General features: G+C 32.6%; 25 protein-coding genes. 22 read left to right on the top strand and 3 right to left on the bottom strand.

The window, feature by feature from the left end:
* The first annotated feature begins 653 nt into the window (after positions 1-653).
* The 5 genes from L1S47_RS07565 to L1S47_RS07545 all read left to right on the top strand — a co-directional run bounded on the left by L1S47_RS07565 (position 654) and on the right by L1S47_RS07545 (position 7,880).
* Entirely contained in the window at positions 654-1,454 is an 801-nt protein-coding gene (locus L1S47_RS07565; protein ID WP_238882959.1) for an ABC-three component system protein, read from the top strand.
* Positions 1,438-1,668, top strand: a complete 231-nt coding sequence (locus L1S47_RS07560) for an ABC-three component system middle component 7 (protein WP_238882957.1) — start codon at positions 1,438-1,440, stop codon at positions 1,666-1,668. Before L1S47_RS07565 ends, L1S47_RS07560 begins: the two co-directional genes overlap by 17 nt.
* Positions 1,658-3,271 carry a DUF2326 domain-containing protein gene (locus L1S47_RS07555; RefSeq protein ID WP_238882955.1) on the top strand — a complete coding sequence of 538 codons (1,614 nt, stop codon included), beginning with the start codon at positions 1,658-1,660 and terminating at the stop codon, positions 3,269-3,271. The genes L1S47_RS07560 and L1S47_RS07555 overlap by 11 nt, the downstream gene beginning before the upstream one ends.
* Positions 3,272-3,780: 509 nt before the next feature.
* Positions 3,781-6,888 (top strand): ATP-binding protein, encoded by a 3,108-nt coding sequence (locus L1S47_RS07550; protein WP_238882953.1) that lies wholly within the window; start codon positions 3,781-3,783, stop codon positions 6,886-6,888.
* On the top strand, positions 6,885-7,880 hold the full coding sequence (locus L1S47_RS07545; RefSeq protein ID WP_238882951.1) for an RNA-binding domain-containing protein: 996 nt from the start codon (positions 6,885-6,887) through the stop codon (positions 7,878-7,880). Before L1S47_RS07550 ends, L1S47_RS07545 begins: the two co-directional genes overlap by 4 nt.
* A 496-nt stretch (positions 7,881-8,376) precedes the next feature.
* Here L1S47_RS07545 and L1S47_RS07540 read toward each other — a convergent pair whose 3' ends face one another.
* Positions 8,377-9,117: an SDR family oxidoreductase gene (locus L1S47_RS07540; protein ID WP_238882949.1), complete on the bottom strand. Its 741-nt coding sequence runs from the start codon at positions 9,115-9,117 to the stop codon at positions 8,377-8,379.
* A 161-nt stretch (positions 9,118-9,278) separates the two neighbouring features.
* On the opposite strand from L1S47_RS07540, the gene L1S47_RS07535 reads away from it, so the two are divergent.
* Together L1S47_RS07535 and L1S47_RS07530 are read left to right on the top strand one after the other, a co-directional pair.
* Positions 9,279-10,214 carry an AraC family transcriptional regulator gene (locus L1S47_RS07535; RefSeq protein ID WP_238882947.1) on the top strand — a complete coding sequence of 312 codons (936 nt, stop codon included), beginning with the start codon at positions 9,279-9,281 and terminating at the stop codon, positions 10,212-10,214.
* A gap of 151 nt (positions 10,215-10,365) precedes the next feature.
* Positions 10,366-10,986, top strand: coding sequence for a hypothetical protein (locus L1S47_RS07530; protein WP_238882945.1), 621 nt, complete (start codon positions 10,366-10,368; stop codon positions 10,984-10,986).
* 123 nt (positions 10,987-11,109) lie between these two features.
* Here the strand turns inward: L1S47_RS07530 and L1S47_RS07525 are convergent, their stop codons facing one another.
* Positions 11,110-11,679, bottom strand: a complete 570-nt coding sequence (locus L1S47_RS07525; protein ID WP_238882944.1) for a TetR/AcrR family transcriptional regulator — start codon at positions 11,677-11,679, stop codon at positions 11,110-11,112.
* Positions 11,680-11,893: 214 nt separating this feature from the next.
* Between L1S47_RS07525 and L1S47_RS07520 the strand changes: the two genes are divergently transcribed.
* Positions 11,894-12,826 (top strand): oxidoreductase, encoded by a 933-nt coding sequence (locus L1S47_RS07520; RefSeq protein WP_238882942.1) that lies wholly within the window; start codon positions 11,894-11,896, stop codon positions 12,824-12,826.
* Positions 12,827-12,929: 103 nt separating this feature from the next.
* Here L1S47_RS07520 and L1S47_RS07515 read toward each other — a convergent pair whose 3' ends face one another.
* Positions 12,930-13,448, bottom strand: a complete 519-nt coding sequence (locus tag L1S47_RS07515) for a TetR/AcrR family transcriptional regulator (RefSeq protein WP_238882940.1) — start codon at positions 13,446-13,448, stop codon at positions 12,930-12,932.
* A 115-nt stretch (positions 13,449-13,563) separates the two neighbouring features.
* On the opposite strand from L1S47_RS07515, the gene L1S47_RS07510 reads away from it, so the two are divergent.
* From L1S47_RS07510 to L1S47_RS07450, 14 genes are all read left to right on the top strand, one after another.
* Positions 13,564-14,592 (top strand): aldehyde reductase, encoded by a 1,029-nt coding sequence (locus tag L1S47_RS07510; protein WP_238882938.1) that lies wholly within the window; start codon positions 13,564-13,566, stop codon positions 14,590-14,592.
* 215 nt (positions 14,593-14,807) lie between these two features.
* Positions 14,808-15,212 (top strand): hypothetical protein, encoded by a 405-nt coding sequence (locus L1S47_RS07505; protein ID WP_238882936.1) that lies wholly within the window; start codon positions 14,808-14,810, stop codon positions 15,210-15,212.
* 345 nt (positions 15,213-15,557) lie between these two features.
* On the top strand, positions 15,558-16,259 hold the full coding sequence (locus L1S47_RS07500) for an FTR1 family protein (protein ID WP_238882935.1): 702 nt from the start codon (positions 15,558-15,560) through the stop codon (positions 16,257-16,259).
* Between the two features lie 283 nt (positions 16,260-16,542).
* Positions 16,543-16,677, top strand: a complete 135-nt coding sequence (locus L1S47_RS20570) for a hypothetical protein (protein WP_275297797.1) — start codon at positions 16,543-16,545, stop codon at positions 16,675-16,677.
* A gap of 114 nt (positions 16,678-16,791) precedes the next feature.
* Positions 16,792-17,115: a PadR family transcriptional regulator gene (locus tag L1S47_RS07495; protein ID WP_202766969.1), complete on the top strand. Its 324-nt coding sequence runs from the start codon at positions 16,792-16,794 to the stop codon at positions 17,113-17,115.
* Entirely contained in the window at positions 17,115-17,462 is a 348-nt protein-coding gene (locus L1S47_RS07490) for a DUF1048 domain-containing protein (protein ID WP_238882933.1), read from the top strand. Before L1S47_RS07495 ends, L1S47_RS07490 begins: the two co-directional genes overlap by 1 nt.
* 9 nt (positions 17,463-17,471) lie before the next feature.
* Positions 17,472-17,822 (top strand): DUF1048 domain-containing protein, encoded by a 351-nt coding sequence (locus tag L1S47_RS07485; RefSeq protein ID WP_238882932.1) that lies wholly within the window; start codon positions 17,472-17,474, stop codon positions 17,820-17,822.
* Positions 17,823-17,861: 39 nt separating this feature from the next.
* Positions 17,862-18,050: a cysteine-rich KTR domain-containing protein gene (locus tag L1S47_RS07480; RefSeq protein WP_202766972.1), complete on the top strand. Its 189-nt coding sequence runs from the start codon at positions 17,862-17,864 to the stop codon at positions 18,048-18,050.
* Between the two features lie 67 nt (positions 18,051-18,117).
* Positions 18,118-18,879, top strand: a complete 762-nt coding sequence (locus L1S47_RS07475) for an ABC transporter ATP-binding protein (RefSeq protein WP_238882931.1) — start codon at positions 18,118-18,120, stop codon at positions 18,877-18,879.
* Positions 18,880-19,644, top strand: coding sequence for an ABC transporter permease (locus L1S47_RS07470; protein ID WP_238882929.1), 765 nt, complete (start codon positions 18,880-18,882; stop codon positions 19,642-19,644). It begins immediately after the preceding gene.
* A gap of 247 nt (positions 19,645-19,891) precedes the next feature.
* The gene (locus L1S47_RS07465; RefSeq protein WP_238882928.1) at positions 19,892-20,707 is read left to right on the top strand and encodes a M55 family metallopeptidase; all 816 of its coding nucleotides are present in this window, start codon (positions 19,892-19,894) and stop codon (positions 20,705-20,707) included.
* Positions 20,708-20,758: 51 nt separating this feature from the next.
* Entirely contained in the window at positions 20,759-21,607 is an 849-nt protein-coding gene (locus tag L1S47_RS07460) for a sialate O-acetylesterase (RefSeq protein WP_238882927.1), read from the top strand.
* Between the two features lie 52 nt (positions 21,608-21,659).
* Positions 21,660-22,181, top strand: coding sequence for a PadR family transcriptional regulator (locus L1S47_RS07455; protein ID WP_238882926.1), 522 nt, complete (start codon positions 21,660-21,662; stop codon positions 22,179-22,181).
* 346 nt (positions 22,182-22,527) lie between these two features.
* A complete protein-coding gene (locus L1S47_RS07450; RefSeq protein ID WP_238882924.1) occupies positions 22,528-23,046 on the top strand; it encodes a hypothetical protein in 519 nt (172 codons plus the stop codon).
* The last annotated feature ends 193 nt before the right edge of the window (positions 23,047-23,239 follow it).

The following is a 23,239-nucleotide window of genomic DNA, read 5'->3' as shown; positions in this document are numbered from 1 at the left end:
GGATAAAAAGGAGTAAAGGTTTTTTATTAGAGATTTGATTTTAAAAAGAAAATATAAATATCTTATCAAGGGATGGTGAGTTGATGCTTACCATCCTCTATTTTTTGCCTAAGAGGAAATGAATGCTTAGCACGGATTTGATGATGATTTGGTGTGCAGCTATAAATGTAGACATGCCAGAGTTTTGGTTTGAATCAGGAATAGTCACAACTGAGATATCCTTGCCAAGATGAAATTTGTTAAGGCTAAAATCCTCAGCATACTGAGGATTTTAGAACTGGCAGGTGTATGATTGATACTTAAATATTCTGCAGAGTATTGTCTAAAAATATAAGTGAATGTTGAAAAACATTAGGGAAAGATATACAATTATGGTAGTAATGTTATTGATATTGTTATTATCTTTTCGTGGATGTATAAAATGTTAATGGAATAGAATATCAAGAAGTAATCATCTATTGCTTGGTACCTTGTTTATTAATTGTTTTAATACTACAAATGATAAGGTAACCCCTACAGAAAAGACTTTTTCTGTTCAGGAAAGATATATAAAATAAGATACTAATTAGACGAATTTATTAATTACGCAAAAGAGACAGTTAGTAGTAACAAGTTGATGTCACATATTTTTATATTAGTTAGGAGGGCTTTTATTGGGAAAAGTAGAATCAAAAGATACGTATTTAATCGAACGCATTCCAATTACAAATAACATGGATAATGCATATTTATTGGAAGTTGGCGGTCTATGCCCTCTATGTGGTAAATACATGCTGGCTGCAAAGGGAAAGCGTATTAATAAACAGTATCAGATTGCACATATTTATCCCAATAGCCCTACGCCTAATGAAGTGATGGAACTTAAAGGACTTGAAAGACTTGGTGATAACTGTGAGGAGTTTGAAAATAAAATTGCATTATGCAAGGATTGCCATGGGTATTATGATGATCATAAAACTAAAGATGAGTATTTGAATTTACTCACAATCAAGAAGGAATTACTGAGTGCGACTAAAACTAAAATAGCAACTTCTAATCAGGACTTGGAGCAAGAAATAATTATTGTTATTAATGCGCTTTCGAAAGTTGATATAAATACTTTGGAAAAAATGAAACTGGATTACCAGGCATTAAAGATTTCAAATAAGATTGAAAATACATATGCTATATTAAAGGTCAAGATTGAGTCGTATGTTTGTGTTTATTTCAATTTTATAAAAGAAACATTTCAAAATTTAGATCAAGCTGGACAATTAAACTTTAATTTAGTTTCATCAGAAATAAAGACAAGCTTTTTAAAATGTGAAAAAGAAATGAATAGCAAGAATGAGATATTTGATTCCTTAGTAAAGTGGTTAAAGTCAAAATCAGTAGGCTCGTCAAATGAAGCATGCGAAGCAGTAGTTTCATATTTTGTGCAGAATTGCGAGGTGTTCCATGAAATTACCAAATAAACTATTTAGTTATAGAGAAAGCATAGTTAGTAAATTACCAATAATATTAAATGCCTTTGAGCAGGAAAAATATTTAACTATTGATCAACTATATATAAATGTAATTAACAAATTCGAGAACATCTCAGAATTTTTAGAAGCAGTAGAGTGTCTATATGCTTTAGGGAAAATAGAATATAGTTATGAGTTGAGGAGAGTTTACCATGCTACTTGAAATTATTTGTGATCAATTTAAACAGAAAAAAATCAAATTTCATGACAATCTAAATACTGTCTTAGGTGATGATATTGGAAGTAATTCTATAGGAAAGTCTACACTTTTAATGATTATAGATTTTGTATTTGGCGGGAAAGATTATATACTAAAATCTACAGATATTCAAAGAAATGTAGGGAGACATATAATTAAATTCTGTTTCATTTTTGACAATGAAAAATATTACTTCTTAAGAAATACTGATGATTTGGAGAATGTAGGAAAATGTGACGATAAATATAAGATTATCTCTAATATTTCACTTACAGATTACTGTAATTTTTTAAAGGAAAAGTATAATATAAAACTTTCTAATATTAGCTTTCGAGATATAGTTGGTAGGTTTTCCAGGATATATGGAAAGGATAATCTTAATGAAAAACGTCCATTAGATATTGTTCATAATGAATCGGCAGGGGCACCAATTAATGCGTTATTAAAATTGTTTGATATGTACAATGTAATTTCTGATTTGGAGTTATTACTAAAGCAAAAAGAATCAGAATTAAGAGCATTTAAAAATGCACAAAAGTATAAGTACGTGTCATCTATTGGAAAGCGACAATATAATGTGAATTTAAAAGAGATATATGCAATAAGTAAAGAAAAAGAAAAAATTTCTCAAGATTTGGATAACAGCCTACTGGATTTAGATTCAATTAAAGCTGATGAAGTAATGAAACTTAAGCAACGCTTATCACTTGCTAGAAGGCAAAGAAGTAGATATTATTCTGAGCTTGCAATTATAGATAATAATATCAAAGAAACTTCCAATTTGAAGTCGGAACAATTTGATGATTTATTAAGATTTTTCCCAAGTGCAAATATAAAAGGTATTTCGGAAGTAGAAAAGTTTCATCAGGAAATTAGAACTGTTTTAAAGTCTGAATTAAAGGATAAAAAGGATGAACTAAGTAGTTTAATTTCCATTTCTCAAACAGAAGTAGATGAAATTGAAAAGAATATTAAAGAAATTATTCAGATCCCTAATCTGTCAAAGGCAATATTAGCAAAATACTCAAATTTACAAAAAAGAATGGAAACTCTAGAGACTGAAAATCATGCATTCCTAAAATTGACTAGTCTCACAACTTCCAGAGATGATGCAAAACTTAGAAGAGATAGTATGAAGCTAGAACAGTTACGCCAACTAGAGAATACTATTAATTCTAAAATGTTGACAATAAATGATTACATATATTCTGAAAAAAAGAATCCACCAATTCTCAGTTTTGATAGAAATCAATATACATTTGAAACTAAGGATGATACCGGTACGGGTACATCCTATAAAAGCATGGTGGTATATGACTTAAGCGTGTTAGAGATGACAGCGTTACCTATATTAATTCATGATTCAGTTGTATTAAAGCAGATATCTGATGAAGCCATAGAAAAAATACTTTTAAAATATAAAGATGTTGGTAAACAGATTTTCATTTCATTTGATAAGAAGGCGGCGTATAGTTTGAAAAGTCAAAAAATATTGAATGAAACAAAAGTATTAGAATTATCTGCAAATGGCAATGAGCTTTTTGGAAGATCATGGAGTAGCAAATAAATCCTGAATGGTGCTCAGTATCATATTTAATTATGTGCTTATTGAAGTCCAAATAGGATTAGAGAAAGTTGGTTGGGCATATCATTTCTGTCTGAAGAGTTCAAATTAGGAACTAAGTTAGGAGATCTGAGAGTATCTGATTCGACATTAGACTAAGATATAAACTATTTTATCAATATCAAGAGACTCAAACTTACCAAAGTTCCTGAGTTTTATGAACTATAAAATAAAATCAATGAGTATTTTAGAGGGATTGGTATCTTGCACAAGTAATAAAATTTGATTAAAACGATTGCCATCAAGAAGAAATAAAAGTATGAAAAATTGAATGTGGAGTCAGTATTATGAATTTGTCCTGAGGTTTTAAAGATACATTTTAAGTTGTATAAATGATCTATTTGGTAAGACAACTACTAAAATTAAATACGTAATTATGATAGAAAATATAGATTTTAATTTGAAAGCTCATATCGATTTGTTTTAATATGACTTTCTTAGTGGGAGAAAAGATGGATAGAGAACAATTGCAAAGAAGTATAGAGGAAGCAGATAATACTTCATTAAGAGTAGGTGCGGCAAATCGTATTGTTCAATTGCTACAGAAACTTCGATATAGTAATAATGAGAATAGTGCCAAGCGATGGATATGGGAACTATGCCAAAATGCAAAAGATGTGTGCAATAGTACTGGCAAAGTGAAAATCAGCATCGACTACAATAGAGAAAACAGAAGTGCTATCTTTAAGCATAATGGTAAAGCTTTTTCTATGATGAATGTGATGTCGCTCATTAATCAAACTTCTTCCAAGGACAGAAATGATGAAACTGACAGAAAAAGTGGAAAGTTTGGAACAGGATTTATTACAACGCATTTGCTGTCTGAAATTGTTAATGTGTCGGGAATTTTAGAAACTGAAACAGGCAAATATTCAAGATTTCGTATCACTTTGGATCGAACTGGACATGAAAGAAATGAAATTATCGAAGCATTGGAAAGATCTGTTGAACAACTTCAGGAATGCCAAGCGATATTAGTGGATGAGTTGGATATCGATGAGTACAATACCATATTTGAGTATGAATTGGATGAGGATGGTATAGAAGTAGCACGGCAGGGAATTGAAAACTTAAGAGTATCAGCCCCATATATTTTGTCCATGCTTGGAGATATTGAAGAAATTACACTTGAATCTACAGGCGAAGTATATAGATATGTAAAAAAATATACATGTGAATTGGAAAATGCCTTTATACATGAAATTATATATGAATCAGATATGGAGAAAAAGAGCATTTTTGTTTTGAATTTAGCGGAGGATGATACTACAGTATCTATTGCATTGGAACGTTGCGGTAAAAAAGTGAACATTATGCCATTTTCAGATGAACAATCTAAGTTGTTTTGTGATTTCCCACTGATTGGAACAGAAGATTTCCCCTTTCCAGTATTAGTATGTTCAAGAGATTTTAATCCGACAGAACCAAGAGATGGTATTTTTCTTACGTGCAAATCAAAAATGAAGATTGACAATGAAATAGAGCAAAATCGAAATATCCTTAAAAAAGCGTGTGAATTGTATGTGAAATTATTAGGTTATGTTGCAAGAAAAGAATGGAGTGGAATATATAATATAACTTGTATCAATTCATATTTAAAAAAAGACTGGTACGATCAGGAATGGTTGGAGGAAATCATCGATAATTGCAAAAATACTATTCTTCATACACCAATTATCCGAACGAGTAGTAATTCTATGATGGAATTGATGGATTACTTTGATGAAGAGCAAGTATTCATCATTTCTGAACGCGATGACGAAATACGTGAAAAAGTATGGGATTTGTTGAATAGAATAATGCCAGAACGCATTCCGTGTAGGGAAGATATTCATAATTGGTATCATTCTTTATGGGGGGATTGTAACAGATACACTTTCAAAACCTTAACGAAGCAACTACAGGACTATGGAAATGTAGAGCAGTTGCAGAATAATATAGTAGAAGACCAATGGAAAACATGGTTATTAGATTATTATGATCTGATAAGTGAAAATAAAACCTTGCTGACATATATTAACTCAAATAAGATTAAAGTAATACCAAATCAAAATGGAGTATTTTGTGGTATTGAAGAGTTGAAATTTGACAATGGTATTTTGGCAGAGTATAAAAATATACTAAATATTCTTGATGATGATTGTAGAGAGTGGCTACTTGCATTGGATTTTAGAAATAGAGAGTGGTTTTATTTTAAAGAATATGATAATGAGCAGACTCTAAAACTTATTGAGAGTAAGTTAGAAGATGCTGATATACAGCAAAAAACAGCTATTTTGCGGCAAGTGGTTTATATGTATAAAAATAATTATGAACATCTTGTTGTGCAGAAGAGAATTTGTCAATATGCAAATGATATACTTAAAACTGATAATCAAATGATAGAGATACCTGTGATTTCGGAAAAATTATTGCAGGATGCTTTAAAATATACAATAACTAGTGTGGCAGACAAAATTAGTGAATTCGGAAATGTTGATAAGTTTGCACGATACATGGATTTAACTAATGATGATGCTATAGAATTACTAAAGGAGTTTGTTGAATTTGCAGTAAAACAGGGATATGACAACCTTATTAATAAGTCAACGAAACCTATTCTTCCAAATCAGAATGGAAAATTCATGATAAAAGATGACATCTTCCTTGATGTGGAGATGGATGAAATATTGAAGGAATTAGCAGTCAGCGCAGGATATGATATTAAGGCAGTCTTGCTGATAAGTGATATCTGCCTGGATTTACCAAAAAGCAGATGGAAAAAGGACAGCGATGTATCACAAGCCATTGTACAATATGTGAATAAAAATAGAATTTCAAAAGAAACTGAAGTTAGAAACAATTTTAAGAAGTTATTGCTATGGTTATGTGATCATGAGGAAAAGGCAAAAAACATTTTTCCGGATTTATATATAAATAAACATTATTTATATGATGATGATGAAATTGCTATTAATATTAAGCAGGCTGAGACATTTCATAACATCATGGAGAAATTTGACATTTCTAGTCCGGAAAAACTAGAGGAGATCATACGTAAAAGTCAAGTGCTCAAAAGTGAGGATACTGATGAAAGAATTGAGGTTACAGAAGACATACTGTTACAGTATGGTATCGACTCAGAAGAGGCATTAGAAACCGCTTTTACTAATGCTGACTTTGCAAGCCAGTTTATAAGGCCATCGAAACACAAAGTCGAGTCATTTGAGTATGTAAAATCTATACTTGATAGATCAAAAAAAAGAATTCTTTCATATTTGGAGAAGAGAGAGGAGTATGATCTTTCTGATATTCAACCTTTAGTCAACTCTACATTTTCAATTAGCACAATATTTGTAATAAAGAAAGAGGGAAAAGAGATATATTTGCTGGCAAGACCATCTGACGGTGGAGAAGTGCGCATACATTATAGTGCTGAAAAGGATATTCTTGATTATACAATGGATTGGGAATTGTGGGTAGAGGATGGAAAAAGTGAACCACAGAAACTTACATTTGGAAAAATAATTAAGTTGACTAGACTCAATAGGATACCATTGAAGGGAATGATGACTGAATGAAATTAAATGAAAAGGAAATTGTAGACATTATAAATAAAAACAAGTTAGATAATTTAATATGCAAGCCTTTGGAGTCACGTCCTGGAGAATTAGCAAAATACATATGCGGATTAGCCAATAAAGAAGGAGGCTATATTCTTATCGGAGTTGAAAAAGATAATGGAATACTGAGACCAGTAGAATTCCAACTTGCATTTGATATGAGTAGTATTATGGAGTCAACATATAAAAAATTGACTGGCGAAACCCATAGCATGTATGAATACATTAGTGTAGCAGGAAAAAATGTTTTTACTATTAAAGTTGAAAAATCTGAAAGAAAAATTTTAGTGGATGACACATATTATTGTTATAAGAATAATGGCGTAGAGATAATTGGTGCAAAGGTATCAAACGAGCCTTCGACTCTGTTTATTTCATATGCTGAGTGTGATACACCAATAGTGAATATTATTGAAAAGGGAATTCGTGAGAAACTCAAGGACAAAATAGAAGTTTCACGTTATACCGGATTGAGGTACAAAGATAGCTTCAAGGCATTTATGGATAAGTTGCAGGATCATGATTACGTATTAATAGTTGTGAGTGATACATATCTGAAAAGACAGGCATGTATGTATGAGGTTGGTGAAACCTTAAAAGATCACCACTATAAGGACAAGCTTTTGTTTGTTGTATTAAGCGAAAATGAAAGAGGATATTATGGGGAGAATGCTCCGGAAAAGATAGGAACAGATATATATGATGGAGCACAGGCAAAACTTGAATACATCGGGTTCTGGAAAGATAAGTATGATAAACTGAAGAAAACTATTAGTAAGATTGGGGATTATGAAGCGACGAGTGAGGCAGCCAAAGATCTTCAGATAATTGGTCAGATATACAGAAAAGATATGGGAGAATTTTTGCAGTTCTTGTCTGATGAAAATGGGAAAAGTTTTGAGAAAATCTATGAAAATGGATTTATAGATATTGTAGAGTGGATTGTGTAAAAGTAATTTAATAAGTAATTCAGATAGTATTTTAAGAAAAATTATAAATACATTCTTTTTAATTACAAAATAAAAGTGTAGGTGGAGTGGCAGTGCCAAAATGTTATCTTGTTAATAGTTAAAGTTGATAGTTTCCTAATGAATTTGTATGTTCGAGAAGCATATTTTTTGGTTAAGATGAAGTTTATTCTTATCATGTGGGAGTAACTGTAAGAATGAAGACTAATTTTACGAAGATATATCATTCCTATAATACCCGGAATCTTTCTTGATCATTCAAGGTATGTGGGATTTATAGCATCGATAGAGAAAAGATAGCTTTAGTTTATTACCTTAAGCTTAGCACTTTTCCCATAAGTAAATAAGGAAAATATAAAGATTTAATTAAAACATATATAATGAAACCCCTCTTTAGTAGATATGATATATTCATCTCTGCTAAAGAGGGGTTTCTAAATTATTAATCAAACATTGCAAGGATTAAACTGCTTAATTTCTAAACCATACCCCCATTAACATAAATGGTTTGACCATTAATCCATCTAGCTGGACCTGCTAAGAAGGAAATTACTTCTGCAATGTCTTCAGGTTTTCCTAAACGTTCAATAGGGTTCATTTTAGCCATGCGATCAATTGTCTCCTCATCCTTGCCTTCAAAAAATAGTTCTGTTGCTGTTGGTCCAGGAGCTACTGCATTTACAGTAATATCTCTTCCGCGGAGTTCTTTTGCTAGTACAAGATTGATTGCATCAACAGCTCCCTTGCTAGCAGAATAGGCTGCATAAGTAGGTAATGCAAGCTTCTTTACTGAAGTTGAAAGATTTATAATAGCGCCTCCAGATCTTACACGACGGGCAGCTTGTTGATCGACAACGAAGGTACCACGGATATTTGTACGAATTATTTGATCAAGCTTATTAAGATCGAAATTAGCAATTGTATTAAGTCCCATAATTCCAGCTGAGTTAACTACAACATCTACTCCACCAAAATTTTTCACTGTCATATCAAAAAGGTTGCTAACTGCAACTTCATCACTAATATCAGCTTTAATAGCAATTGCCTTTCCTCCTTTTTCTACTATGGATTGCACAGTTTTATCAGCTTCAACAGAATTATTTGCATATGCTATAACTACTGTTTGACCATCAGAAGCTAGACGTTCTGAAATTGCGCGACCAATTCCACGAGAGCCCCCTGTAACAATTGCAACTCTATCCTTTTTAGTTATATTCATAATAAAATCCTCCTTTAAACTTTCATTTAAATATCTTGTATCTAAGTTAATTATATAAACATGGTGCGTTAGGTAGGTAGCCTATTTTAATAAGATTATTGCCTAATCCTACACAGAATAATATAATTTGTATATCAATTAAAAGTAGAAAGGAGTTAGAAATGGATAAGGAATTAGTGAATGACAAGATTGCAATTTACAAAAAAGAATTAGTTTCAATGATTAATGGACTTGTAGATATGGATGGAATACATAATACAGCTATACCTTCTTTGCAGTTATTCCGAGCATCAAATGTTTCTGAGCCTTTACATACTATTTATGAACCAGCATTATTGATAATTGTACAGGGGTCAAAAATTGTAACCTTGGCTGATGAAAGTTATCAATATGATCCAACATCATATTTGGTTACATCTGTTCACCTTCCTATTACAGGTCAAATCATTCAAGCTACGCCTGAAGAACCATATTTATGTGTGCAAATAAACTTTAACATGGAGCAAATACTTGATATTATTAAGGAATCAAACGAAGCCTGGAGCGGTAAGATGGATTCAGGCCGTGGAATAGTAGTTAATAGAATTAATTCTGATTTACTTGATGCTGTATTAAGACTTGTTCGTCTTTTATATACACCTAAGGATATTCCAATCCTTTCACCTTTGATAATCCGTGAAATTCTTTATAGAATTCTGCAAGATAAGCAAGGAGAGCTCATTAAGCAATTTGCAATGATTGGGAGTCATGCACATTGTATTGCGAAAGTTATTCAGATTATAAATAATAATTTTTCAAAACCCTTGAGAATTGAGGAATTAGCAAGGAGAGTTAACATGAGTACATCGTCATTGCATAATCAGTTTAAAAAAGTAACAGCAATGAGTCCTTTGCAATATCAAAAGATGATTAGATTACAAGAGGCAAGGAGGTTGCTATTTTCAGAGTCATCTGAAGCTGCAAATGTTGGGTTTCAAGTGGGTTATGAAAGCCCATCTCAATTTAGCAGAGAATATGCACGTATGTTTGGATTGCCTCCTATAAGCGATATAAATCGTCTTAGAGCTTCATTAACTTCAGGCACTGTATTAATTTAATTTAAGTTTGTTATTTGAGGGATATTTTTAAAATTGTGTAATATTATGTTATAATATTTTGTGAGAAATGAGCTATTGTAATTTATGACGTACAATAAAAAGATATTATATAAATTTTAGAAATATAGATTATAAAAAGGGGTTATGGGAAATGGAATTGTTGTTTCAAGCAGTTTATCCAGTAATTTATGTTATTGAACTTATTGCACTTATTCTCATTCTGTATATTTTATATAGGGTAGTAAGAAAAATAGATTATATGCGTAATGGCAAGATTAAGAAGATATTTAATAGCTGGAGAAATATGAGCAAAACAAAAAAGAGGATTAGCTATTTACTTATACTTATATTCTTAGTTGGATACTTTGGTTATGATATGATTTACTTGCCTAATAAAAATTATAAGTTCGCTCTATATGAGGTTAAAGACATGGGCGGAAACAGTTTAGATGGGAGTACGCTATATAAAAAGCCATTTCTCACAGAGGATGATATAAAATCATATAACTGGAGTAATCATACTTTTGAGTTAAAAAATCATATTAGGAACTATACAAAAGAAGCAAAGGGACTAGGAAAGAATTATAGAGCTTTTGTACTAGTAGCTAATGGGGAAAAAATATATATGGGGGGCTTTTACAAAGGTGGACCTAACATATATTTATCACTAGATAATAAGAGTGGTTCTTTATTTTATACTGGTACTCCGGGTTATGATAAAAGAGCAGATGATCGTATATATAATGCTCTCAAGTCATCAGGCAAGCTATGAAGATAAGGTTTTAGTTATTGATTACTGAAAATGAGTGAGTGTGTTTTCTGTCTTAAGTCGTATAGGCAGACAGGAAACGCACTCTTTTTTTATGTTATACTGATTAAACACGTCAATAGATATTCAGCTCTCGCAACTTCTATCTGATGGAATTACAGTAAATATTTTTGTAAATATAGCAGTCATTTCTTCGGAACTCTTCCCAAAGTCATTCTCTATCCAAACATTCAGCATATTCCATAATCCACCTGCAACGAAAACGGCATCGTAATATTGTAATTCACTGTCCGTAAAACGTCGATTTTTTATTATAGGAAGTGAGTTCATATTCCTCAGAAATTCCTCAAAAACTTTAATAAGAATAGGAAGATTGTTCTTTTTTAAGAGGAGAAGCAGATTTTTATGGGAGAACCAATAACTGAAATATTCATTAGCTATATCATTGGGTGTCAAACATTCATATGTCTGCAATATCTCAATATATTCATTTACTAATGTATCAAAATGATATTTAAGTATGTCTTCTTTTGTTTCAAAATTTGTATAAAATGTACGTCTGGAAAGTTTCGCTCTGTCTGTAAGCTCTTTGATTGATATAGTATCATAACTCTTTTCATCCATAAGTTTTAGTAAAGCTTCAACTAAATACATTTTCGAACGAATAGATGCTGGATTCTCACTAGTATTTATCATAGTAGTACCTACTTTCACATATTTCAAATTGTGTATAACTTATGCTTGTCGTATTGATTTGCTATTTAAGGTATATTATAATTCAAATCATAAACTTGCACAAGTGTGCAAGTTTTAACACTAGTAAAAGAATTGGTGTTGCTATGATTTAAATTAGGAATACCACGCGATATAGGTATTTAAAATAATTATAAAATAATAAGGAGTTGTTATTATGTCTGAAAGAATGAAACCTAATTGGACTGCAGCAGATATTTCTTCACAAAAAGGTCGCTCAGTAGTTATAACAGGAACTGGTGGAATAGGATATGAAATAGCGTTGGAGATGACTAGAGCAGGAGCAGAAGTTATAATGGCGGGCCGAAATAGAGATAAAGGGGAAGAAGCAATAAGAAGGATTAAAAAAATGATTCCTTCTGGAAATATACATTTTGAAAAACTCGACCTAGCAGATCTTTCATCTATAAAGAACTTTGGACAAAGGATAAGGGCACAACGAAAAAGTTTAGATATTCTTGTTAATAATGCTGCAGTAATGAATCCTCCTAAGCGTATAGTTACAAAGGATGGATTTGAATTGCAAATGGGTACAAACTATCTAGGACATTTTGCATTATCAGCTCAGATGCTTTCACTTTTGAAAAGAGGGAATAAGCCTCGAGTGATCACCATGAGTAGTGTTGCACATCTTTCAGGAGTTATAAATTTTGATGATTTACAATCAGAACATAATTACAAACCAATGGTAACTTATTCTCAATCAAAGCTTGCATGTCTGATGTTTGCACTTGAGTTACAACGCCGAAGTGATGAAGAAGGATGGGGAATTAGCAGTATGGGTGCACACCCAGGAATCTCAAGGACAGAATTGATTCCTAATGGAGCAGGGAAAAATAGCCCGGCGGGAATTGTGCGTCGTTTATTTGGGCCATTCTTATTTCAACCAGCAGCTCATGGAGCGTGGCCAGCACTTTATGCAGCTACAGCTGAAGAGGCAAAAGGTGGTACGTATTACGGTCCTTCCAAGATGAATGAGGTGAGAGGATATCCTAAAATAGCTAAAATTGCACCACAAGCAAAGGATAGTCAGGTTGCTTCTAAGCTTTGGGAAGAATCTGAAAAGTTGACAAATGTAAAGTTTATTTAATAAAACATAACGGTGAGTAAATACCTAAAGGCATTTTACTAATAGCAGTTAAATTATTAAAGCAAGGCATCCCACGTTAAACTTCGTAGAGAGCCTTGCTATCTTATTTCAGCGGGAACATATCAAATTGCTTCAAAAATTCCATTATCTCTTTGAGCGGTTTTTGACTCCCATCAAGTAACCATTTTCTCCAAATGGCATAAACACCGGCTGACATGAAAGTTGTCCAGTATCCATCGCTATCTTCAGCATAAAATTTCTGTATTTCTTCTATGAAAATCCTCTGAATAATTGGTTCAAATCCACGGTCATTAGACAGTAGTAAATCATCACCAAAGGTGTTGAAAAAGTTCAACTGGCTATCAAATTTGATAGAGAATTTTGGGTTTTCATGAATTATATCAAAGACAGCTGAAATCTTTGGTTGGTAATATTCATATAAAATCTGTTCAAGTCCGTCAAAATTTCGGTAAAAAGCCATGCGGCTTACTCCTGCTCTTTTACAAACCTGAGAAACTGTAAGTGTCGACAATTTTTCTTTTGCTAGCATTTGTAGCAGCGCTGTTGTGATGAAATCTTTTGTATCTTTTTTGATGGCTTGTGCGTGATTAGTAGCTGCCATTACAATACCTCCTTCACTGTCACAGATGATCATTTCTGAATTGAATTCGTTCTGATGATAGTATATACTAATGGCACAGAGGTTACAAGTGAAACCTCAGTTCAAGGAGGAAATTATGATGGGAAAAGAATTGGTATTAGTAACAGGAGGAAGTGGCTTTATAGCCGTACACATAATTTTGAAACTTTTAAGTCAAGGATATCGAGTTAGGACAACGCTTCGTACTTTATCACGCCAGGATGAAGTCAAGTCAATGCTCGCTCAAGGGGGGGTAACTGATTTTGAAAACCTGGAGTTCATCCACACAGATTTAACAAGTGATAAGAATTGGATGGAAGCTGTAACTGGCGCTACTTATGTCATTCATGTAGCATCACCAACACCAGCCACCCGTCCTGATGATGGAGATGAAATGGTGAAAATGGCTGTTGATGGCACATTGCGTGTGATGAAGGTTGCGAAGGCAGCTGGAGTTAAACGTGTAGTCTTAACTTCTGCTTCTGGGGCAGTGCTTGCAGGGCATAAATCTCATCCAGAGATTTTTACTGAGGAAGATTGGACAAACTTGTCCGCCGATATTGATGCATATCAACGTTCAAAAACTATGGCAGAACTTGCAGCTTGGGAGTTTGCCAAGAAAGAAAATATGGAGCTTTCAGCTATCAATCCGACAGCTGTCATGGGGCCTATACTTGGACAGGACTTTTCGCACTCCAATCAAATTATTCGTGCCATGTTAAATGGTAAAATGCCATTCCTTTTAAAAGCTGGCTTTGATTGTGTTGATGCGCGTGACGTGGCAGACTTACATTTACTTGCGATGACACGTTCAGAAGCCGTAGGAGAGAGATTTCTTGCTACCACAGGTGAAAATTTGACATATAAAGAAGAAGCCAAAATGCTGAAAAGATGCTTAGGAAGTACAGCAGAAAAAGTCTCCACGAAAGAAATGCCTAATTTTGTAGTGAAATTTCTAGCAACTTTCAATAAAGATTTACGTATGCCAGCAACGTTCTTAGGAAAAAACACAGCTTGTAGCAATGCAAAAGCAAAAAAATTGCTTGGCTGGCAGCCAAGGTCAGCAGAAGAAGCAATCATAGCAACCGCGAAAAGCATGGTTGAGCTCGGATTGATTGATAAGTAAGTATTTAAATTTAGTATTTAATTATTCTAAATTGCCTGTTTTCAAAATTTGATTATAGCAGTTTTTGAAAGCGTGTTTTAAATGCACACTTTTGAAAACTGTTTTTATTTTGCCCCCTTTATGAAATCAGTGAATTTTGAGAAAAAAATACACCATAATATATGGTATAATTTTGTCAATAAGTGATAGATTCAAATTGCAAAGGAGTGATTATTTTGAAAAAACTATTTGATGAAACCTATGGAAACAACAGATCTATTTGGTATCTGTTTGAAGAATGTGATAATTCCATCCAATGTATTTTTAGTGAACCAGATGAATATGGCGGAAGGATGATTATTTCAAATGATTATTCAATACTGGCTGACAGCTTAAAAGAGTTGATTGATGAGGATTTGAAAAATGTTAATGAAAACAATCCAGGCGAAACACACTGGATTTTTTACACAAGTAAAGTTGATGGTGACGCAATCGGTGACAAAGTTAGATTTTCTATATTAGTTAGGTTGAAAAACGGAAGATACTCTTGTAACATCAACATAAGTGATTATATATTTGCAACTTCATTTGACGAAGTTATAAAGATTAAAGATATAATTGAGGCATCTTTAAATCAATAAAAGAGTATAAACTCACGCTCACATAAAGAGTTAGTGAAATATACTAGATAAAATTACGTATCTGTATCATCTAATTGACAAAAGGTATGTGTAGTTGATAGAGAAGAAATAGCTATAATTAAAGGATTTTAAGTAAATAATGAAGTGTGTTCTATGTTCCCTCAGATTGGTAGTTTGGGGGAATTTTCTTTTAGTCTTTCTACTGAAAATTGCAAAATATCAGGGGAAGGTATATTGCATGGGCTTAATTCTTTTATCTGTGAGTATTTATTAGATGGTGTTGATTATTTTATAACAAAGTGATATGCTATAAATGATAATAAATTTCAATTGGGAGTGGTAATCATGTTATCTAGTTTAGTGCTTTCTTTCAGAGAAGGTTTTGAGGCCGTTTTAGTAATAGGAATTATTTTAACTTATCTTAAGCAAACAAATAAAGAAAAGTTAGCTAAGTTTGTATACTATGGTACAATACTTGGTATTTTGGTCGGAGTTATCGGCGGATACATAGGATTTAAGGAAGCACAGGAACTTGAAGAAGAGGGAGATGCGTTATTTGAAGCTATCATGATGCTTGTGGCATCTGGGCTTATTGGCTACTTTGTAGTATGGATGTCTAATCAAAACAAAAACATATCTCAAAGTATCAAAAGTAGTGTAGATAAAACATCAACAGGATTTGGACTTTTTATACTTGCTTTTTTATCTGTTTTTAGAGAAGGAATAGAGCTTATAGCTTTTATTTTGACTAAGGTTAGTGAAAAAGCCTCAAGTGTTGCGGCAGGAACAGGAATTGGTATCATACTAGCTGTACTTTTAGGTTATGCTTTATTTAAGACATCAGTAAAGTTTAATATTAAAATTGTATTTAAGGTATTAGGAATTATACTAATCTTCGTTGGAGCTGAATTGTTTGGGGAAGGTTTTTCAAAACTTATACCTACAGCTGGAGAGTTTCTTGAAGAAGGTGGAGCAATATTATTTGGAGGAGCTTCATTAATATATTTTTTGAAAGAAGATTTTAAGAGATTATTTAGTAGAAATTAATTTGTTAAAAAAAATAATAAGAACAGGCTAACCATAGTACTTATAATGGTTAGCCTGTTTTTATTTGAGGTTATCAATATTTAATTAGATTATTAGAACTTGTAATACGAAAAATATAACGGAGATAGATTTCTCGCAGCAATATTACCTCTTACCTATATCTTTTTTACCTCTTGCTTCACCTAAGCAACCTGTGAATGATAAAGTCTTCAAAAGCAAATTATAACTTTATATAATCAAAGTAAGGCAGTTGATATGGGGAAGATACATAAGTGGATAATAAATGATTTATACTAGAGACCCAATTGATTCTAATTCTATAAGCCTTACGGATAGTCATAAACATGTATATGCTTCACGTTCTTATTATAGAGAATTTAAGTATTTTTTTAAAAGAAGAAGAAACTATGAAAAATAAACATAAAAAAATATAAAAAGAGTATATTGACATCACTACTACCTAGTGTTACTATATAGTGGTAGTAAGTAATACTTAATACCAGTAATACTAGATAGTGAAGAGGTGATTTAATTGGAAAACATCACAGAAATGTTAAAAGGAGTACTAGAAGGCTGTGTTCTTGAGATCATCAGTCATGAGGAAATATACGGTTACGAGATTACGAAGAGGTTGAATGCCCTGGGATTTTCGGATGTTGTAGATGGGACAGTGTATACAATCTTAGTGAGACTAGAAAAAAACAAACTTGTAGAAACTACGAAAAAGCCATCCGATATGGGACCACCACGAAAGTTTTTCACTCTCAACGATGCAGGGCGAGAGGAACTAAAAAAATTCTGGGAAAAATGGGAGTTCGTATCATCAAAAATTAACGAGTTAAAGGAGAAGATATAATGAATTTTTGGGAAAAGGTCACAGGGAGTGACATGACTAAAGAAATGAAAACTTTTGAATCGAGAGCTAAAAAACTGCCAGCGGATTATCAAGCAGCCTGGGAGAAAATTAAGTCTAATATTTGGCCGCATTCAGATTTAACTGGTCGTAACCTTATGCCAATTCTTGATGGGGTACTTGGTATGCTAGAAGAAACAGCAGCGGATGGGCAGAGTATTCAAGAAGTTCTAGGTGACGATATCAAAGGTTTCTGCGCAGCACTTGTAGGCGAAGAAGGGGCAAAGTCTTATCGTGACAAATGGCGTGAACAACTAAATAGTAATATCGCTAAAAAATTAGGTAAATAGGAGGATAAAATGAGAATACAAGATATAATTGAAGGCAAAAAAGAATGGCGAGCACATGTAGCGCGTGTCAAAGCACTACCAAAAGATTATCAAATTGTTTATAAGGAGATTCAAAAATATCTTTTCAAGGTTGGCCCTGTTGAATTAACCGAAGGGACAGGATTACTATCGGGGATTATCGATCTTTTTGAAGAGGGTGCAGCAGTAGGAAAAGGTGTACTTGAAGTAACTGGCAATGATGTTGCAGCTTTCTGCGATGATTTAATCAAAGATTCAAAAACTTATGCTGACATCTATCAAGAGTCTGTTGATCAAAAAGTTAGCGATGCTATGAAAAAGGCTATGGATAAAACAAAATAAATAGTGGTGAGCAAAAGCATCAAGTAGGGGGATGGTATGATGAGTAAATATGAGTGGATATTATGCCCAGTCTGTGGCAATAAAACACGGGTCAAAATAGGTGTTGATACGGTACTTGAAAACTTCCCATTATTTTGTCCCAAGTGCAAGCAGGAAACCATAATTAATGTAAAACAACTAAATATATCCGTTATCAAAGAGCCAGATGCAAAGACACAGAGCCGATAACCGTGAATGAAATCACAGTTATCGGCTCTTTTTTTATATTAAATTCTGTAGAGGAGGAAAAGGAAAAATGAGAAAAAATATAATACAAATTAAAGGGGTAAAGAAAGCTTACAAAGATGTAGAAGTTCTCAAAGGGGTAGATTTTGAGGTAGAGCAGGGAGGTATCTTTGCATTACTAGGTTCCAATGGAGCTGGAAAAACAACCATGATTAAAATCATGGCTACCTTACTTAAAGCAGATGCTGGAAGTATTGTTATCAATGGTTTTGATGTTGAAAAAAATCCAGGAGATATTAGAGCTGATATCAGTCTTACAGGACAGTTTGCGGCTATTGATGAAATTTTGACTGGACGTGAAAATCTTCAAATGATAGCAAAGCTAAGACATCTTAAAAATCCAAATCAAGTAGCAGATGAGTTAATTAATCGCTTTGGAATGTCAGAGGCAGCAGACCGCAGAGTGGGTACTTATTCTGGAGGAATGAAAAGAAGAATTGATATCGCAATGAGTCTTGCAGGTAATCCTAAGATAATCTTCCTAGATGAGCCAAGTACAGGTCTTGATCCAGAAGCACGTCTAGAAGTTTGGAAGATTGTAAAAGAATTATCAGATGCAGGAACTACAGTATTCTTAACCACTCAATACTTAGAGGAAGCAGAACAACTTGCAGATAAAATTGCTATTCTTCATGGTGGAAAAATTATTGCATTAGATACACTTGAAGGATTGAAAAAATTATTCCCACCTGCAAAAGTTGAATATGTTGAAAAACAACCTACATTAGAAGAGATATTCTTAACAATCATAGGTAAAGAGGGGGAGAAATAAATGGAATCTACAAATAAATATTTTTTCAAAGACATGAGTGTCATGTTTGGACGTTCTATGCGTCATATTTTTAGAAGTATGGATACAATTATTACAGTTTGTATCACACCAATTGCGATGATGTTATTATTCGTTTATGTATTTGGTGGTGCAATCCAAACAGGTACAGGAAAATATGTTAATTATCTATTACCAGGCATAATGTTAATGGCTATTGGTAGTGGGATTGCATATGTATCTTACCGTTTGTTTATAGATAAAGAGCGTGGTATATTTGAGCGTTTTCACTCTATGCCTATTGCTCGTTCTACAGTATTATGGGGACATGTATTAACCTCATTAATCTCAAATGGTATTTCTGTAGTAGTCATTATAATTGTTGCACTATTAATGGGCTTCCGATCTTCAGCAGGAATATTAGAATGGTTAGCGGTATTTGGAATCCTCGGAATCTTTACACTTGCTTTAACTTGGGTTGCAGTAATTGCGGGACTTGCTGCTAAGACACCTGATGGTGCTGGTGCATTCGCTTACCCAATAATATTTCTACCATTTATCAGTTCGGCCTTTGTACCAACAGCTACTATGCCATCAGCAGTACGTGTCTTTGCAGAAAATCAGCCTGTAACGCCTATCGTAGAAGCTATTCGTAACCTATTAGGAAACCAACCAGTAGGAAATAATATTTGGGTTGCCCTTGCTTGGTGTATAGCAATAATAATTGTTGCTTATATCTTTGCAATGAGGAGCTATAAAAAGTTATAATCTATCTTTTATAAATACGTTATTGATAGAGAAGAGTTAGAGGGAGAGAAGAATCTTCCTCTTTTTTTTATATTACATTATATAAATAGTTTAAGGGATTTACCATTTAGTTATGAATCCACAAAAATACATTTGACAATTAGTCTAATTAGACTATAATATTTAAGTGTCATTAGTCTAATTAGACTAAAAGTAAATTAAGTGAGTTTTAATCTTTTTTAGATATTAATATGAAGGGTGTGATAATGTGAAAATTTATATTTCAGCTGATATTGAAGGAATAAGTGGAATTGTTGCAATTAATCAGGTAATACCTGGGGAGAGAGATTACCAAAGAGCAAGAGAACTTATGACTAATGAGGTTAATGCAGTAATCGAAGGAGCTATTGAGATTGGTGCAACAGAAATTATTGTTAATGATCTACATGGTGCTGGAACTAATATACTTATAGAATCTTTAAACAATAAAGCACAATTAATTACAGGTGCATCACGTAAGGGTGCTATGATGGAGGGATTAGATTCATCCTTTGACGCAGTAATATTAATAGGATATCATCCCAGAATGAATGTAAGTGGGGTTTTGAGTCACTCTTTTCATGGGGGTGTAATTTCAAACATAAATATAAATAATAAGAATGTTGGAGAGTTTTATATGAACGCATGTGTTGCAGGTCACTTTAATGTTCCAGTTGTTTTGGTTTCCGGTGACAACATTCTAGAGGAGGAAGTAAAAGAGGTGAACGCTGCAATAGAAACAGTTGTAGTTAAAACGTCATATGGAAGATATGCAGCAAAATGTTTAGCACCATCTGTAGTATTTGAAAAATTAAAAGAAAAAGTAAAAGTTGCTTTAATAAATGCCAAGAATATAAATCCTATAAAATTACAAGAGTCGCCTGAAATGAAGGTTACTTTTTTAAATAGCGGCCAAGCCGAATATGCATCAATAATGCCTGGAACAGAATTGATTGAGCCCAATATAGTATCATATAGTGGAAAATCAATTATTGAGATTTATAGAGCATTAACAGCAATGATAAAAATTGCAAGTAGTAATTAATATAGTAACATTTCCTCGTAAATATTAAATAACAAAGAAAGGATGAAAAAAATGGTTAAATCATTTTTAATGTTAGGACAATCAAATATGGCTGGAAGAGGGTTTATTCACGAAGTAACCCCAATTTATAATGAAAGAATACAAATGTTACGTAATGGTAGATGGCAAATGATGACTGAGCCAATCAATTATGACCGTCCAGTTTCTGGAGTAAGTCTAGCAGGTTCATTTGCTGATGCATGGTGTCGTCAAAATCAAGAAGATATTATTGGCTTAATTCCTTGTGCCGAAGGTGGAAGTACTTTAGATGAGTGGGCAATAGATGGAATGCTTTTTAGACATGCAATAGCTGAAGCCAAGTTTGCTATGGAAAGTAGTGAGTTAACAGGAATTCTATGGCATCAAGGAGAAAGCGATAGTCTTAATGGAAACTACAAAGTATATTATAAAAAGTTACTTGAAATTATTGAGACTCTTAGAAAGGAGTTGAATGCTCCTGAGATTCCAATTATTATTGGTGGGTTAGGAGACTTTTTAGGCAAAGAAGGATTCGGGAAAAGCTGCACTGAATATAATTTCATAAATGAAGAGTTACAGAAGTTTGCCTTTGAACAAGATAATTGTTATTTTGTCACAGCAGAAGGATTAACTTCTAATCCTGATGGTATACATATAGATGCGATTTCTCAAAGAAAATTTGGGTTAAGATATTTTGAAGCCTTTTCTAAAAGACAACATGTGCTTAAGTCATTAATCAATGAAAATGAACTTATAAATATAAATGGATCTAGAACACATACCAAAACAGAAAAGATATATATAGAAAGTATGAATTTTGCATTAGGAAAAACATCATATGATGAATTCATGTCTCAAGTTATGCAAATTAACAATGATTAAATCTTATAGCTATTAATATAATTTTAACTGAGAGCATAAAGGAGATGTTTATTTGATACCATTACTAATTTTAGGTCTATTAAAACAAAACCCAGGTTCTTACGGATACGAATTATTAGCCTTAATGGAAGAGAGACATTATAAATATATAGTAAATTTCACTAAAGGATCATTCTATTATAATCTTCAGCAATTAGAAGAGAAACAACTAATTGAAAGAGTTGACCAATCAGACAATTCTAGAGAGACACGTAACTATGTCATCACTGAACTAGGTGATAAAGAATTTGAAAAATTGATGTATAAGTATGGCTCTAAGACAGATTATATAAATTTATCATTTTATGCAGCTATGTTATTTGCTAACGAATATAATGGCAAAGAGTTAGCAAAGCTAATAGAAACACAAATTGAGCAAACTAAAAAGAAGATCTCTTTATTAGAACAATCTATTGAGCATAATGAAACCCTACCTACTTATTTTAGAAAGATGCTAGAAAATTCTATTTCTCATCACATAGTAAATGTTGAGTGGTTTGAAGGATTGTTAAAAGATATGAGAGTAGAAAATTAATTAAAGTTGTTTTCATTTATATTCCCTCAGACTTAGGTTTGGGGGAATTGTTTTAGGTTGTTTAACTTTCACACAGTGCTAGGAATATCTATGTTAAGGCATGTTTATTGAGATAGAAGATAAATATATTTTAGTTTGGAATAGAAAACTTATGGGTGAAAGTAATATAGCTTTAGAGAACATGGAAAGAACACCATTAGCTGCAATTGGATAAAAATTATTGTTATCGCCTATAAAATGTTCTCCACATTTCCCCCATATTTGTAATATATAATTTAATTAAAGAATCAGAAATTTAGATAAATATATAAATATCTTTTTCTGATAAAAACAAGGAGGAAATATTATGAAGAACAAACTAATAGCTATATTAGGTTCAGCAGTAATTCTAGTAAGTGCAATTGGTGGAGTAGCTTTTGCAAGTGGCATTGATAGAAATTCTAAAGTTAATCAACCAATTTTTATGAATGGTGGTAGTGTAAAAGCAAGTCCATTAGCAGCTCAAAATGGTGATACAAAAGTGCAGGATTTAGTAGAGACTATTAATGCAAATAATTCTAGTCTTAATGAAAATAGTAATAATATAAATCAAACATATAAGAATATGGCAAAAATAATGAAAGACAATGGATTTGAAGATGCAGCCAGATATATGCAGACCAGTAATTATACTGCTATGTCAGATTATATGAATAAACTATCACAAGAGGATTATGACAAAATGATTAGTATCATGAAGGATAACGGTTATGGATATATGGCACAAATGATGGAATCTATAGGTAAAGAAGGAATGGTCGAGATGCACAATTCAATGATTGGGAATGGGAGTAATTCTAATAATATGATGAGAAATTTCAGGTAGTATATAAAATTCATTCTTTTACAATAGAGATTAGGAGTCCTACTACTCCCTAGAATATATTTAAACAAAATCAATATTAAAGTATGTTTTACGCTCCCTCAGACTAAGGTTTGGGGGAATTTTGACTTACACTTACAAACCCTCCATTATCGCACCAGTGTTTTAGTTGCATGCTATACTGAAAGTAGGGGAT

Origin of the sequence: Clostridium sp. YIM B02551 (genome assembly GCF_022324735.1) — a bacterium.
GTDB lineage: Bacteria > Bacillota > Clostridia > Clostridiales > Clostridiaceae > Clostridium_T > Clostridium_T paridis.
Note: the sequence above shows the minus strand (reverse complement) of the source record. Positions and strands in the feature narration are given on the sequence as shown.